The 15448-nt window shown below is 39.9% G+C and carries 11 protein-coding genes; all 11 read right to left on the minus strand.

Features of this window, described 5'->3' with window-relative positions; translation table 11 throughout:
- Position 1: 1 nt before the first annotated feature.
- The 11 genes from H6G28_RS09255 to H6G28_RS09305 all read right to left on the minus strand — a co-directional run bounded on the left by H6G28_RS09255 (position 2) and on the right by H6G28_RS09305 (position 15236).
- Entirely contained in the window at positions 2 to 1441 is a 1440-nt protein-coding gene (locus H6G28_RS09255; protein ID WP_190590699.1) for an O-antigen ligase domain-containing protein, read from the minus strand.
- A 47-nt stretch (positions 1442 to 1488) separates the two neighbouring features.
- Positions 1489 to 2520 (minus strand): glycosyltransferase family 2 protein, encoded by a 1032-nt coding sequence (locus tag H6G28_RS09260; protein WP_190590698.1) that lies wholly within the window; start codon positions 2518 to 2520, stop codon positions 1489 to 1491.
- On the minus strand, positions 2438 to 3640 hold the full coding sequence (locus H6G28_RS09265; RefSeq protein WP_190670391.1) for a glycosyltransferase family 4 protein: 1203 nt from the start codon (positions 3638 to 3640) through the stop codon (positions 2438 to 2440). The genes H6G28_RS09260 and H6G28_RS09265 overlap by 83 nt, the downstream gene beginning before the upstream one ends.
- A 6-nt stretch (positions 3641 to 3646) precedes the next feature.
- Complete coding sequence (locus H6G28_RS09270; RefSeq protein WP_190670393.1) at positions 3647 to 4630, minus strand: glycosyltransferase family 2 protein; 984 nt, start codon at positions 4628 to 4630, stop codon at positions 3647 to 3649.
- On the minus strand, positions 4596 to 5612 hold the full coding sequence (locus H6G28_RS09275; RefSeq protein ID WP_190670394.1) for a glycosyltransferase family 2 protein: 1017 nt from the start codon (positions 5610 to 5612) through the stop codon (positions 4596 to 4598). Before H6G28_RS09275 ends, H6G28_RS09270 begins: the two co-directional genes overlap by 35 nt.
- 62 nt (positions 5613 to 5674) lie before the next feature.
- On the minus strand, positions 5675 to 6874 hold the full coding sequence (locus H6G28_RS09280) for a glycosyltransferase family 4 protein (protein WP_190590694.1): 1200 nt from the start codon (positions 6872 to 6874) through the stop codon (positions 5675 to 5677).
- Between the two features lie 120 nt (positions 6875 to 6994).
- Complete coding sequence (locus H6G28_RS09285; RefSeq protein ID WP_190670396.1) at positions 6995 to 7834, minus strand: hypothetical protein; 840 nt, start codon at positions 7832 to 7834, stop codon at positions 6995 to 6997.
- 254 nt (positions 7835 to 8088) lie between these two features.
- On the minus strand, positions 8089 to 9939 hold the full coding sequence (gene hepA, locus H6G28_RS09290; RefSeq protein ID WP_190670397.1) for a heterocyst formation ABC transporter subunit HepA: 1851 nt from the start codon (positions 9937 to 9939) through the stop codon (positions 8089 to 8091).
- Positions 9940 to 10089: 150 nt separating this feature from the next.
- The gene (hepC, locus tag H6G28_RS09295; RefSeq protein ID WP_242054497.1) at positions 10090 to 10836 is read right to left on the minus strand and encodes a heterocyst development glycosyltransferase HepC; all 747 of its coding nucleotides are present in this window, start codon (positions 10834 to 10836) and stop codon (positions 10090 to 10092) included.
- A gap of 860 nt (positions 10837 to 11696) precedes the next feature.
- Positions 11697 to 13925 (minus strand): GumC family protein, encoded by a 2229-nt coding sequence (locus H6G28_RS09300; protein WP_190590690.1) that lies wholly within the window; start codon positions 13923 to 13925, stop codon positions 11697 to 11699.
- Positions 13926 to 14153: 228 nt separating this feature from the next.
- Complete coding sequence (locus H6G28_RS09305; RefSeq protein WP_190670400.1) at positions 14154 to 15236, minus strand: glycosyltransferase; 1083 nt, start codon at positions 15234 to 15236, stop codon at positions 14154 to 14156.
- Positions 15237 to 15448: the final 212 nt, after the last annotated feature.

The following is a 15448-nucleotide window of genomic DNA, read 5'->3' on the forward strand; positions in this document are numbered from 1 at the left end:
TCTAATGAAGTTGGGTGATTTTTTGCGACTGGTGGTATTTATGTCCTGCCATCGCCATAGCCAAAAATCCCCACAGAATTATTCCGGCGATACTTAACATCCCACTGCCGATAACTAGCTGGGCAGTAGCACTAAAACCAATGGCACGGGCTGTACTTATAAAGCTATCAAAACGTGATTCTGTGTAATTAGCAACGCTAAAAAGCGTCAAGATTAATCCACCCAGATAAAATACGGCTCCAAACCAGCCAAGGGTGAAAAACATATCTAAAATACCACTGTCAATTACAAAAACTTCGATTTGTCCAGTCTTTTCATTGACTTTCCAAGTATTGCCGATGCCATTACCTAATAAATTAGAAAGAGCTAAACTGAGGTTTCTGTCGTAACTTCCCGATCTATCCCTAAAGCTAGTATCTTCTTGCAGATTCGTAAAAGTCTCTAAACGCGCTGCCACCACGTCAGAAATTGGCTCGATAGTAGTCAATGGCACAACACAGGCGGCTATAACTAAAATCAAGATGATGAGTCGCATTTGAATACGGGCTTTGACTGAACCCATAATCATGATGACTCCTAATAACCAGCCTCCCCAGTTAGTCCGCGCTTGTGTGAGTAAAAATGATAAGTAACCAACAGCCGAAGCCGGAAAGATTAAGGGGCCTGAACTGGTAAATAACAACAAAAGGCCTGCTTGCATCACCGCACCAAACGGCCCGACTGAGTGCAGCGTACTCCAAACACGCATTCCGAATGGTACAGGGTCGCCAGAACTGGTAAATAATTTTGACTGAATTAGCCAATATCTATCCCATTCCGGGGCGACGACAAATTGATAGATGCCGTAAGCACCAGTTAGCAATACGCACCAAAGAAATGTCCTTTGTAAATTTTGGCGATAACTGGGATAATCTCGCCAATTCATGAATAGGTGAAAAGCAAAAATAATTGGACTGAGCCAGTCTAGCAAGCCGCGTGCAACGGGGACTGGAGTGTTATAAATTAAGCCGACGAGAAAACCATAAATTACGCCGACAAAAGCCAATATAAAAGGTAAACCTCCCTGACGAGAGGCTTTAGGAAAGTGTCGTAAGAAGGTGGCAATTGTGACAAATACAACTAAATATGGTGCAATCAAAATTTGGCGGGTAGGGTCCCAACCAACCTTATAATCAATTAAACGGGCAACTAAGGGTGTGATAAACCACATCCACCAAGTAAAACCGATGTATAAAATCGGATGTCGCAAGTATAAAAATATCGCTACGATTAAGGCGGTGACTGGATAAATTAGGCGTAAACTACCAGCTACACCCGCAAAGTAACAGGTTACACTCAGCAAGATAAAACCGAGGATGGCACTCCAACCTTGTAGCGATCGCTGTTTTGGTGAAAATGGTGTTTCTGAAAAACTATTAAAAAGTAATGATTGAGATATCATACCAATTTGTTATTTGTCATTGGTCATTTGTCATTGGTTATTGGTCATTAGTTCTTTGGCTCCCCCTGCACCCCGGTCACTGAGCGCAGCGCCGCCCTGAGCCTGTCGAAGGGTCGAAGTGCTGCACCCCTGTAACCTGTCACCTCTAACCTGTCACCTGTAACTTGCCATGTCTGCCATCCTTGCCAGCGACCGCGCCAGGAGGCTAAAAGTTTGCGGGTGGCGAGTCGGCCTTGGCTGGGGAAGAATCTTAGCCATTGCAGGCAACCAAAACAATCTCTAGTACCAATGAAAACTGCCCACAGCAAGAAGATGAGGCGACGTAGGGGTGATAAATGTTCGAGTAATACTAAAGTTTCGTTATGAACTAAGTTAATTTGCGCGATCGCATTAAAATTATTGCGTTGGTCTTCGTCAAATCGCTGGGCGGGATAGTGGTCTACTGCAACTTGTGGGTCATAAATGATCTGCCAACCAGCACGTTTTAAAGCGAGGGTGAATGCCATTTCAAAATGTACCTGTGCGCCTGAACCTCTCATTCTCTCGTCAAAACGTAAGTTGGCGATCGCCTGAGTACGGAAACTCATGTTCACACCTTTGAGGACATCGACTGGACGGGCTGCGCCGACTCCGAGATGATGGTTGCCAATTACACGCCCAAACCACTGCAATTCACCCACCACAGCGCGAGATTCATCTTCAATTTTGTCACCATAATGTATCCAATCACGCCCACCAACACCGCCTATTTTGGCATCTGCGAGTAAGTGGGCGTTAATTTTCTCTAACCAATCAGGACGAGGTGCAGCGTCATCATCAGTAATAGATAAAACATCTCCCTCAACGGCTGCAAGTCCAGCGTTGAGGGCGGCGACTACTCCAGGAATGGCGACGGTGACGATTTGTAAAGGTAAATGATGGGCAGGAAAGGCTTGGAGAAATTGCCAAGTTTGGGTATCTGTATCCCGCACAACGACGATGACTTGATCAACGGGTTTAGTTTGCGCTTGCAGTGCCGAAAGGCAACGAGATAGATCCAGAGGACGGCGATAGGTCGGGATGAGAACTGTGTTCTTCATGCTGTTGTAACTCCTCAAATAGATCCATATAGGTTTGGGCCATTGTTGACCAACTGTGTTGTTGGGCGACGGCGCGGGCGGCTTGACCCATTTGTTGCATCAAGGTGCGATCGCTGGCTAAAGATGACAAAGCAGCAGCTAAGGCTTCCACATCATCTGAATCTGGTAAAACAATTCCACATTCAGATGTGACTAACTCTGCCCCACCGGTAGCTGTGGCGGTAATGACAGGCAACCCAGAGGCGAGGGCTTCTAACAAGACCAAGGTGCAAGCTTCATAACGGGAGGGGAAGACAAATAAATCTACCGCCCGCATGATTTCGGCAATATCCCGGCGATAACCGAGAAAATGTACCCGTTCGCTAATGCCTAAATCGGCGGCTAACTGTGGAAAGGGACTACCATCAGTACTCCCGACTACGGCTAGGTGTAAATCAGGTACTTTCACTAAGGCCTGTAAGACGCTATCTAAATTCTTCCGTGGTGTACGGATGTCTCCGGCAAATAATCCTAAATTTACATTCTCTGGTAAGTTTAATTTTTGGCGAGAAGCAATACCAGGGATAAACTCTTGCAAATCGACACCATTGACGATGACTCGGATGCGATCGCGTGGTACGCCAATTTTAATTAACTCTTGGGCAACTTTCTCTGAGACAGCAACTACAACTTTAGCGCGTTGAAAAGCTTGTTTTTCCCAACGGGCATTTAAGGCGGTGTACAGCCATTGATAAAAACCGTAAGCATCGCGGCGAACGCGGGAAATATGTACAGGCGATCGCAACCAAGAACTATGAACAAAATGCACAGCATTCACATCTGCTGCCACATTTGTAATTGCGCCATTGATTTTTAATAAATCGATTTCTGAACGATTTTTTTGTAACCAAGACGCACTTTTATAAGCAAAGATAAAATTCCGAATAAACTCGCTCGGATAACCATCAACCGAAATTTTAATCCAGTTAACTTTACTGTTTTGCTCTATTTCTGGTGCAACTTCACTGGCTAATAATGTTAATTGATGACCACGAAGAATCGCTTCTTGAGCAACTTCATAGTTGACTCTTCCTTGTCCATCACCTTTTTTAAGTTTGTGGGTAACAATGCAAAGTTTCATTGATTTTTATACTCCCAGCAATTGATTAGCTAATGGTTGCGGAATAAAACTGAGTATCAGTGCTGCTAAAGTTCTGGGGTTCAATTTTTGTCTTTTAAATGCTTGGAATAAGTAAGGACGGGCTGCTGTTGTTTGATGATTCCGCAGTAAACCAATGCCTAAAGTGGTATGTGATTCTAACCATTTAGCTTGAAAATAATCATGAAATTCTTGCAATCTGCCATCTTCCATGAATGCTTTGTAGCAAAAGATTTCGCTTTGGGCTTTGCGAATTTTGGCGTTAGCATTTCTACTCCCACTTAACATTGTATCTGTGAGTTCATGGGCGCGATAATAAGTTAATCTTTCGGGATAATAGTACGCACCATAACCCGAAATGCAGCAGAGATAAGTTAGATATAAATCCCACATCCCGCCGACTTCTTGCGGAATGCTATCCCAATCAATGACACCATTACGAATTACACAAGCAGCAGCCGTGGGGATACTTTTATCAATTAAACCAATTTTAGCGAAAAATGTATGAATACCTGGGGCTAAAATATCTCGCTTGAAACCGCGTGTATTTGCTTCTGTACCAAGATGATTAATGTTACTGTCACTATCAATAATATATTGGTCAGAAAAAGCCAAAATAACATTAGAATGAGCTTCCAGTGTTGGCACAAGTTTCACTAAAAAATCTTCGTGCCACATATCATCATCATGGAGACTGGCAACATATTTACCTTGTGCCATTTTGAAAGCATTCATTTGATTAGACAACATCCCAATATTTTCAGGATGTTGCCAAAATCTAATGCGTGAATCATTAAAAGATTCGATAATTTCTTGGGGGCTTTCGTCACTACAATTATCAGAAACGATGATTTCAAGATTCTGATAAGTCTGGTTAACTGCACTGGCGATCGCCTGCTTTAAATAATCTGGTCGATTGTAAGTTGGGATAACAACACTAACCAGAGGTTGCTTTACGTTCTGCTGTAACATATCCCTTCACACTGATAAATGTATTGATTAATAAGCTGTAGATAAAACTGAATAGCAATGCTGCGATCGCTCTCACACTCAGCTTTTTCTTTTGCCAGACATACCAAAAATGAGGGCGTGCTGATTCTGGCTGTCCAGCTTTTAATAAACTCATACCTAGATATTGATTAGCTTCGATTAATCTCTGCTGAAAATGTGGATATAACTCTTTTAATCTGGTATCTTGCATAAAATGTTCATAACAGAAAATGTGATTTTTTGCCTTACGGATATTAATTTGAGCATTATCTGTTAATGTATCTGTTAACTCATGTTCACGGTAACGAGTGAGTTTTTCTGGAGTATAGTAAGCGCCTAAACCAGAGCGAGAACAGAGATAATTGATATACAAATCGTAAAAGCCACCCACCTCTAAAGGAAATGCTTGCCAATCTACAACATCTTTACGAATAACAGCAGCATTGGCAGTGGCTACAGACATATTTTCGATAGCAATCTTATAAAAAGGCTGATGAATTCCTGCTGTTAAATTAGCTCGTTTCCATGTCTTGGAACACTCTTGAGTCAGTTTATCATCTATCTGCCCATCAGCTTTAATCACGTAATGATCACAAAAAGCTAAAGCCAAATCAGAATTAGCTTCTAGAGGGGGAACAAGCTTGGCTAAAAAATCAGGTTCCCACATATCATCATCATGGAGGCTGGCCACATATTTACCTTTAGCGATGACAAAACCGTTAATAATATTGGCAACCATCCCAATGTTATGTGAATTGCGGCAAAACCGAATTCTTTCATCTTTAAAAGCTTCGACTATTGGTTGAGGACTGACATCACTACAGTTGTCACAAACAATAATTTCAATATTTTTAAATGTCTGGTTGACAGCACTGGCGATCGCCTGCTTTAAATACTCTGGGCGATTGTAAGTAGGAATAACAACACTAACTAATGGTTCTGTTAATTCAATACTGCTAGACATACAATTAAATCGTTATCTTTTTTAATAGATTTATCTGGAGACTAAGCATCCCTAGCTATTTTCTAAAAACCCCATTGATGATTGCTAAATTTCGTATTTTCTACTTTCATCAAAGTATGAAATTCAGCAATAGTCTGGGCATAAATTTGATTTAAACGCTGAACATGAACATCAATCGTAAATTCTTCTTGATACCAAGCTTGTCCTTTTTCACCCATTGTTTTCGCTTTAGCATAATTGGTTGCCAATTCATTAATTGCCGCCGCTAATTGTGCAGTATTATTAGGTGAAACTAAAAGCCCAGTTTTGCCATCTTTTATATGTTCAGGAATGCCCCCGACAGCACTGGCAATTACTGGACGATAACGCGCATAAGCTTCTAAGGTGACTAAACCCGCAGGTTCTGGCCAAAGACTAGGAAAAATCACCGCCAAACACTGTTGATATAAAGTTTCTAATTGTTCAGAATTACACCAACCATGCCAAGTAATGCGATCGCCTAGACCCAAATCATCGGCTAATTTTTCCATATTGGCTTTATCCCAACCATCACCAGCAATATCTAAATGGATATGTTTTTCAGTTTTGCTTAAGGCTTTGAGTAGCCACTCTAAACCTTTATCGGGAACTATCCGACCAACAAAAAGAATGTGCTGATTTTGATAAATTGTTCGACTCAGAGGTTCTGTCTCCACCTTGGGTAACTGCACACCGCAACGTAGTGTAATCACTCGTTCTGGTGATATTCCAGCACTAATGATTTGCTGACGAACATATTCACTATTAGCTATTACAGGGATTTTCAATTTTTTCAGGGTATTTAAGGGATTGTAAGCATTCCACCAATTACCTAAAATTCTGTGTGGTCGCCGACTACCACAACCATCAACTACATGACCCCAAGCACAGCCTAAAGGATTCATGACGCGATCGCAAATTTTACCTCGGTCTGCTAAATATTTGGTTCCACTCGGACAGTAACTACAATGATTGTGCAGGGTAAAAATAGCTGGACATTCTTCGCGTAAATCCGCTAAAAATTCTGGGTCGTGAAGGTGTAGTAATTTAAATTGCTTTTGATCCTCTGTCTTAATCGACTTGAGAATATGTTGATGTACTGTTGCTTGTTTGGAGATATCACAAGATTCTGAAATTTGTGAAAGTGCTAAAGAAGCCACATAAGTTTCAATTCCCCCTCCTCCGTTAATATTAGTGTTTGTGCAGTGGTAAATCATCTCTGTATGGGTTACATTTTTGCTCATTTTACTGGTAATCGGAAATCGGGGATAGAAAAGAAAAATATCTGGATTTATGTAATGTTTTATTTAGAAAAAGCCAGGATAAAGTTTGAATTTTACCTGTTGCTTATTCCTTGTTTCCTTTCACAAACCGACATTTAACCACAATTTATGTCTAACATCATTGACATAATGCCTCATGGCAATCTTTGGACTGGCAAATTTATCTGGATAAATGAATTGGTCTTCTACATTCAAAATATATTTTTGCGAACAGAAAGGTTTAGCATGATTATGGTGCATTGTTAAATGGGCAATTGTTTGTTCTGTAAAATAGATAGGCTGATCTGGCAATTTTGCCAACCGTTCAATTGCCCAACTCCAATCTAATTGATGGTTAAATAAAATAAATCCAGCATTAACTGGCTGCAATTTTTCGTTTTCATCATAGATCAGTCGTTCATCTAAAGAAGCAGAACAATCAGGAAGATAATAGCAAGATTTATCAGCTACCTTAGTGAAGTTATCTAAATCTACACCACCAGGAAAGAATAAAATATCGGAATCTGTATAAATAGTTGTACCGTTTACCGGAATTGACATCAATGCAGCTAACTTTTTACCTAATGGATGAATTTGAGCATAATTAGTAACACATTGAGGTAAATCATCCCGAATGAGTTTCGTGACAGGGACAACATCTACACAAGGATGAATCCGACAAAGTAATTTACAGCTAGAGTCGCTATAACTACCATCAGAAATGACAATAAATCTTTTTGGTATACCAATATTCCGAATAAATGAACGAATACTAGCGACTTGTTCTGGTAAATCACGCTCGCAAGAAAGCGAATAAACTGTGATATCAATCTGGCGAGTTTGCTTGATTGGTAAAGTGCTAATTATATTAATAAACTTGGTGTAGATGTTACGGATAAATCTACCTTGCATTCTAGCAGCATGGTAGCCAATATTTACCATTTATTTAACCTCAAAATATTAGAAGAATAATTAACCGCACATAAATAACAGAGGCTAGGGACTAGGGACTAAAGCTTTTGAAAATGAGATTTAGTGAGTTAGGGATAGAAATACTAGCCTCTACTTCTTACCCTCGAATTTCTCACGTATGGGTGGGGAGTGTGGGGGGAAAGATTTCTTCACTATCCTCCCACACCTCCCACTCTTCCCACCCCTCCCACACCCCTGGATTTCTCTCTTGTGAGAAATCCAGGTTATCCCGCTTGTCCCATTTCATACTGAGTTTTGTGATATTCCCAAAGCTTACCTTTTAGCTCTAAGAGTTCTTGATATTTACCTTGTTCGACGATGCGTCCTTGTTCTAAAACAACAACTTTATCGGCGTTGGCGATAGTAGAAAGACGATGAGCGATCGCAATTACCGTCCGACCTACCGATAGCTTTTCGATGGATTCTTGAATCAAGCGTTCAGTCACAGAATCGAGTGCGCTGGTGGCTTCATCTAATATCAAAATTTCTGGGTCGCGTAACAAAGCCCGCGCGATCGCTATTCGTTGGCGTTGTCCACCAGATAATCTTACGCCTCTATCTCCTAATTTGGTGTCAAAGCCTTCGGGCATTTCTTCGATAAATTCTACAGCGTTGGCTAACCGCGCTGCTTCTCGAATATCTGCGGCTGTCGCGCCTGTTGTCCCATAAGCAATATTTTGCCAAACAGAAGTATTGAAGATAAATGTATCTTGACTAACAACGGCAATTTTTTGCCGTAATGAATTGATATCAAATCTTTGGATATCAACTCCATCAATCATCACATGACCTTCTGTGGGGTCGTAAAATCTCGGAATTAAATCAATTAAGGTACTTTTACCAGCACCCGTGGCTCCTACTAAGGCTGTGGTTTTGCCTTTTTCAATACTGAGTGTGACATTATTTAATACTAAATAATTGGGGTCATAACCAAAATCTACAGACACAACATCAATTGAATGTTTTAACCCAATAAATTGAAGTTTGCCATTCTGTAAATAGGTTTTATCATCAGTCCTCACTAAATCTTTAATATTGTCGGCTGCACCTGCTAAGGTACTCAAATGCGCTCTCGTACCATTAATATCCTGCACAATCGGCACTACCCGAAACAGCACAAAGAAAAATGTTAGTAAAGACGCAACTTGCAGTGTGCCATTCACAACAAAAACTGTAAAAGCAAAAATGATCATCCCGATGAGAATTGTACTAGCGATACTTTCTGCTAATGGTCTCACCATTGCCCAAATTAAGATAACTTTTTTGGAACTTTTAAGTACATTATCACTAGCCTGATAAAAACGCTGACGTTCAAAATTTTGCGTCCCAAATGCCTGAACTGTACGAATCCCGTTAATAAATTCTATGGCTGTGGAAGTAAAATGACCGTTAGCAATAGAAGTACTAAAACTACTTTCTCGCGCACGCGCATTGAGAGTTGATAAGCCGACACCAGCCAAGGTAAATAGTAATAAAGATGCAATCGATAACTGCCAAGATAGCAAAAACATCGAGATAAAGTAGACAGTAGCGGTGATAGTTCTGGTCATTAAAAATGCCGTACCACTAAACCACTGTTTGATGCGCTCAATTTCTGTCGTAATTGTATTAATCAGTTCCCCAGAGCGAGTTTTTGCGAAGTAACTGAGGGGCAAACTTTGTAACTGTTCAAAAATCTGCTTCCGCAGGCGATCGGCTAAATATAGCTGAGTGCTTTCTGTATAGACTTGCGCTAAATAATTAAAACCAGCCCGGAACCAAGTACTGAGTAAAATCAGCAAAGATATCCGATACAACCGATTAATTGCCGAACTATTTGCAGCTAAAATCCAAGTATCAAACCACTCGACACCAGTTTGAATTGGTTTTGCATTGGGGTCAGTTAAGTTTTGCAAAAATGACAGCAAAAACCCAATACTAAAACCTTCAAATGTTGCCGCTATAAAAGAGAAGACTAAAGCAAATATAGCAACCTTGCGAAAATGTTTAAATTCTCGCAATATTAAATAGTTATTTTGCCAAAATGTAGTAGCTTTAAATATATTATTTAATTGTTGGTTTAGTTTAAAAAGCATGAGTTTGCGAATAAATGTTTTCTAATTCCTACAGGTGGCTACAGATGCTCTATGATATTTAGCTCTAGTCTAAGTGCGGCAAATGATGTGATCAATTACCGCACTGTTTGTAGAGGTTGTTAGCTAGATAGAGAAGCAGGCAGTTAATAATTATGAATTATGAATTATTAAGTTTGATTCCGCCTGGGCTGACCAAGATTTTGTCATCACAGGTAATTGATTAAGGGAAATTTGAGCTTCTGAACTTAATCTTATTGCTGTTGCTAAAGTCCAAGAGCGAGACCCAATAAAACCCATATCACCCCGCAGTACATTGAATAACTGTGGTAAGTTTTCTAGACCAGATTTACGCATCCAAAGAGTTAAGGGTGTAAGCTTAGGTTTGCTTGTCGTGGAGAATTTAATAGCTTGGAAAAGCCTACCTCGTTCTCCTACATACCACTCAGTAGAAAATAGAGAGTCAGGTGAGGTAATTTGCAACAACATTACTAATCCCAACATAGCTGGACTTAGTAATAGCAGCAGAAATAAAGCTGCTATCCAATCAATCAGTCGCAGGAACCATCCCCAAGGTTTACTATTTTGTTTAAACAGTAAATTTTCTGAAGATCCGTAAAGAAACATGGGCTTATGAGATTTTTTACAAGCATCTGCCCAAAACTTTACCCAAGTCTCACCAATTTGAGGGTCTACGCTCACCAAATTTACAGGAGAATGTTTTAAGCAATCGATTAATAATTGCTGGTTTTCTAAAGCTGGCAAATATGGCTGTTTAAATTTACCGGGAGATTTCACTAACAATTTATCCCGCCGCCATTGTAGTGTGCAGTATGGGGTAGCTTCGGTTGCAGGTTGTAGAGTTACAGTCTGTGGAGTACGAACTAATGAGCTAGTCATGTGTCTTTGGATTAGTACGATAGTAAGTTGCTGATCTCGAAGGCGATTCATGCCAAAGACTTTGATCTGAATCTTGTCTTGCTCTTAAAATTAGTAGATGAATGATTAGTAAGAATTCAGTACCCAGGAGTCAGAAGTAATTCAGTATGATTGCTAAATTTGATGGGAGCAAACTTGTTGTTGATGCTGATGAATATTCTGAATATAGCAATCCTAAATGATTTATAAACTTCTTTCTCCCTTGTCTACCCTGTCTTCCTTGTCACGCCACTGAGGGAGTCGGCAGAGCCGCCCAACGCAGTGGCTCTCCCTTGTCTCTGTTGTTTACATATCAAATGGAACTGATATACCAATCAATATTTAGGGAAAACTTGCAGGTAAACTTGGTATTTTGTGAGTAAAAGAAATATTGGATAGATGTAGAGGCAAATCATCCAATATTCCTTTAGGTTATGGATGAGAACTATGTTGAACTTTATCTACCTTTGTTATTGATTTTCTCAGTTGAGAAAAACTAGTCCACTGTTGTCTTTTAGCTGCTTGGAAGGGGCTTTAATCTCTAGGATATAAGAGTCTGTAGAATTGACTATATACGGAAGCAAATTCTTTATTTAGTCTTTAAAATCATGAGACTTAATCATCATAATTATAAAGATGAGATAAATATACTGATTTTCCACACAGTAAATAGGATTTAATTTTGACAATTAAAATGTTTAATCAAGACATTAAAAATAAAAAACTTAGATCCCCGATTTCTTGAATAAGTCGGGGATCTATTTTTTCCAGGACATAAAAAATATGTGCGATCGCATCCACCAAAAGAGCGATCGCACATATCTATAAACTTCCAAGTTGTACTATTTTTCTACCGCTTGTTTCAAAGCCAAACGGTATTCTTTGGGATAATGGACAAAACTGCTATCTGAGCTAGAAACACCATTAGCCACTACCCCAATCAGATTTAACCGACTCAACATTCCTGTAGCTTGAGCAAGTTGGTTACGAGTCACCACACCCATACTAGCCACTAACACCACACTCCGACAGGACGATGCTGTTAACATTGCATCTACCAAACCCAATACAGGCGGCGCGTCTATCAGTACCAAATCATAATTTTCTTCAAAGGTTCTCATCAGTTGCATCATGCGCGGAGAACTCAACAAATGGGCGGGATCAGTCGGTTTTGGCCCAGCCGTCAAAATATCAATATAAGCTGAACCTAAAGATTGAATGCCAATCTGATTCGGTAAAGTAATCTCGCTACCCAGTAAAGTCGAAAGTCCTTGCTCATTAGGCAAATTTAGCTGTTCGTGCAGACTGGGATTGCGTAAGTTAGCATCAATCAACAGCACTCGTTTGTGTAAGCGAGCCGCACTCATCGCCAAACCCAAAGCCATACCTGATTTAGCTTCATCAGGTAAAGCTGAAGTAATCATCAAAGACTTCAAACTAGATACAGTATTGAGCAGTTCAATGTTTTTGTAAATTAAGTCTAGAGATTCCCAACGTGGAGGCGACTGTAACACCTGAATTGTCCAAGGTGCAGGGGTTTCTGGCTTCCCAAAGGGTAACTTGATAATTGAATCTCTGGCTTTAGCGGGGGGTAATTTTGGCGTTGTTCCCAACAAAGGTAAAGCAACTTGCTTTTCTAACTCAGCCGTTGTATGTACCGCATCATCAGAAGCCTCGCGTAAGAAAGCTGCAATTCCGCCCAACATTAACCCCACCACAGCACCTAATAAAAGGTTTTGTTGCAAGTTGGGGCCTAACTGCACACCTACATGGGGTTCTTCTACAACTTCCCAATTAAATCCACCTTTAGCTAATTCTTGGCGCAGTTGTTGTTCGGCTCTTAACAACTGCTCAAATCTTTCGCGGCTAAATACCAACTGTGGTTGGATGCGATTGTAATAAGCCAACAAAGGCGGGAAGCGTTTGATTTCAAAACGTAATTGAGTTTCTTTTTGCGCCAAAGTTTGATCACGGGCGCTCAATGCAACTATTGTTGTTTGAGTTTCTACTAGTTCACTCGCCAAGTTCAAATCAATTTGGCCAAACTGTCCTTGTTCTAACAGCGAGTCTCTAGAACCAACTACACCAGATGATCTTCCGCCTAGAGTTCTGCCTACTTCTTGTTCTAATAATGCTTTTTGACTACCTAACTGCTCTTGTAGCTTCTGTACATTGGGAGTTTCATCAGTAAAGCGCAAACGTTCTTGAGCTAAAGCTAATTCTGTTCTTTGAATTTCATTGAGTAAGCCTTGGTAACGTGTAGATTGGCTCAACCGGGAAGCAACGAGGGCATTTTGGGGAGAACGGTTCAATTGTTCTTCTAAAGATTTCTGTCGTGCTATAGCTTCTTGATATTGAGCGCGAGTTGTACGACGTTCTTGCTCAACATTATTCAGTGCATCTTCCAAAGCTTTGGCTTGAGCTACCGGGTCGATTAAATTTTGGTTACGACGGAATCTTTGGAGGTTAGACTCAGCCGCATTGACTTCTTCACTGGCCTTACTCAACTGTTCTCGGATAACTTGTAGACCTTTTTGCAGCCGAGAATCTTGTTGTTGTTTGTTGTATTCCACATAAACTTCCCGAACAGCAGTTAAAACTTTTTGGGTTTTGATGGGGTCTCTGTCGGTGTAGTCTACTTGGAAAATTTTGGTGGCGATATTATCTTCTTTGGTTTTGAGTTGATTTAAAGCTAAAGCGCCTTTAATCTCACCTACAGTGATGTCTGGATATTCTTTACGCAGTTTATCCACTGCCTTTTGAATCAGTCCTGAACTCTGCATGAGATTTAGCTGAGTGCCTGTGTCTATTTCTACATTTGATTCAGTAAACTGATTTTCAACTCCACCTGCTTCTTGTTTACCTTGATAGTTAGGTTCTACTAACAGTTGCATTGAGCTTTTGTAAGTAGGTTTAGTCTTAGCAGTCATAATTGCTGCCATCGCAATTGAAGCTACGAATACTGCGACAAACCAAGGAAACCTACGAATAAAAACTGCTAATAGTTGTCCATAACCCGGCTCTGTATCAGTAATTTTATTTACACTGGGATTAAGACTAGTTTGAACCACTTTTATTATCCTTCTCTGCGAGACGCTACACGAACAACTAACAAGCCAGATGAATAATTAGAATAGAATTCAGGAGTCAAGAGCCAGAATTGAGTATAAATTCTGTGCGACTCGTGGATGAATAAACGGTTTTAAAACTACCTCTAAATTGAAAATTGAGAGGTTTTCCATTAGCTGCGGGTATAAATCACGCACTAATTGATTCTGACTTCTTACTTCTGAATTCTTCTACATACAAGTTTGATCAATAAGTTGCTCAACCTTCCTAAAAAATACTGGTTCTGAGAAATTGTTCACTGCATGATTACGAATATTTTCATAATTCCAAGTGATGCGTCCGGACTCTAGTAATGCAGCTTGTAGAGAGTCTGGTGATTGTCGTTTAAAAAAGACTCCAGTTTCGCCGTGAATTTGGGTATCTAAAACACCACCAGCACCATAGGCAATAACTGGTGTACCACTAGCATTAGCTTCTACAGGAACTAATCCATAATCTTCTAAGGCGGCAACAATCACTGATTTGGCTTTTGCAAACAAATCTTTACGTTTGCGATCGCTAACATGACCTAAAAATTCAATATTATTTAATGCCTTGGCTTTGAGGCGTGCTTGTTCTGGGCCGTCACCTGAGATTAATAATCGCCACCCCAACCAATTAAAAGCTTCGATGATTATATCTAGCCGCTTATAACTGATCATCCGTGCAGATGCTAAATAATAATCTTCTTTGGTATCAGAATAAACAAACTTACTGGTATCAATTGGATAGTTAACTACAATTGCGGGTTTACCATAAATCTGTTGAATTCTCTTAGCAACAACGCTGGAATTGGCAATATACAGGTCAGGTTCCTGAGCATATTTCAAGTCTACATTCCGCATCAATTGAAAAATTTGTTCAATTAACGGCGCGAAATATCGATAATCTCCATACTCACGTAAATATGTTTCTGTATCCCACAAAAAACGGGTGACATTATGACAAAAACAAACATGGTGAGCATCATGTCTTTTGCGTACAGCTTTGGCAAAACTAGTGCTACTGCTAATAATTAAATCGTAGTCTTGCAAATCCAAAGCCCGAAAAGCAGGAAAGTAAAAGGGTGCCATCATTCTAAAATATTTGGCTGCACCCGGAATTTTTTGTAAAAAAGTTGTATTGACTATCCGCTCACCTAAATCAATAGTTTTTTGTGGGTCATACAACGAAGTAAAAACATCGGCTGTGGGGTAGCGCCTACATAATAATTCAAATACGCGCTCTGCCCCTCCACGCTGTGTTAAATAATCATGGACAAGAGCAATTTTCATAAATTTAATTCAACCTGCTACCAAATTTTATTAGACAAGTAATTTAATCAATTACTGTTAAAACTTTAGTGTTTAGAACTATAAAATTTTATAACCAATTCATTGGTTCAATAGAATACTTTTTGGCAATATTTATCTGATTTTTTTAGTTGCTTCAATTATTTATAATAGTTACTTCTGATCAAAATTCATTATTCAGCAAAAATATTTCT

Source organism: Nostoc sp. FACHB-190, assembly GCF_014696905.1.
GTDB lineage: Bacteria > Cyanobacteriota > Cyanobacteriia > Cyanobacteriales > Nostocaceae > Nostoc_B.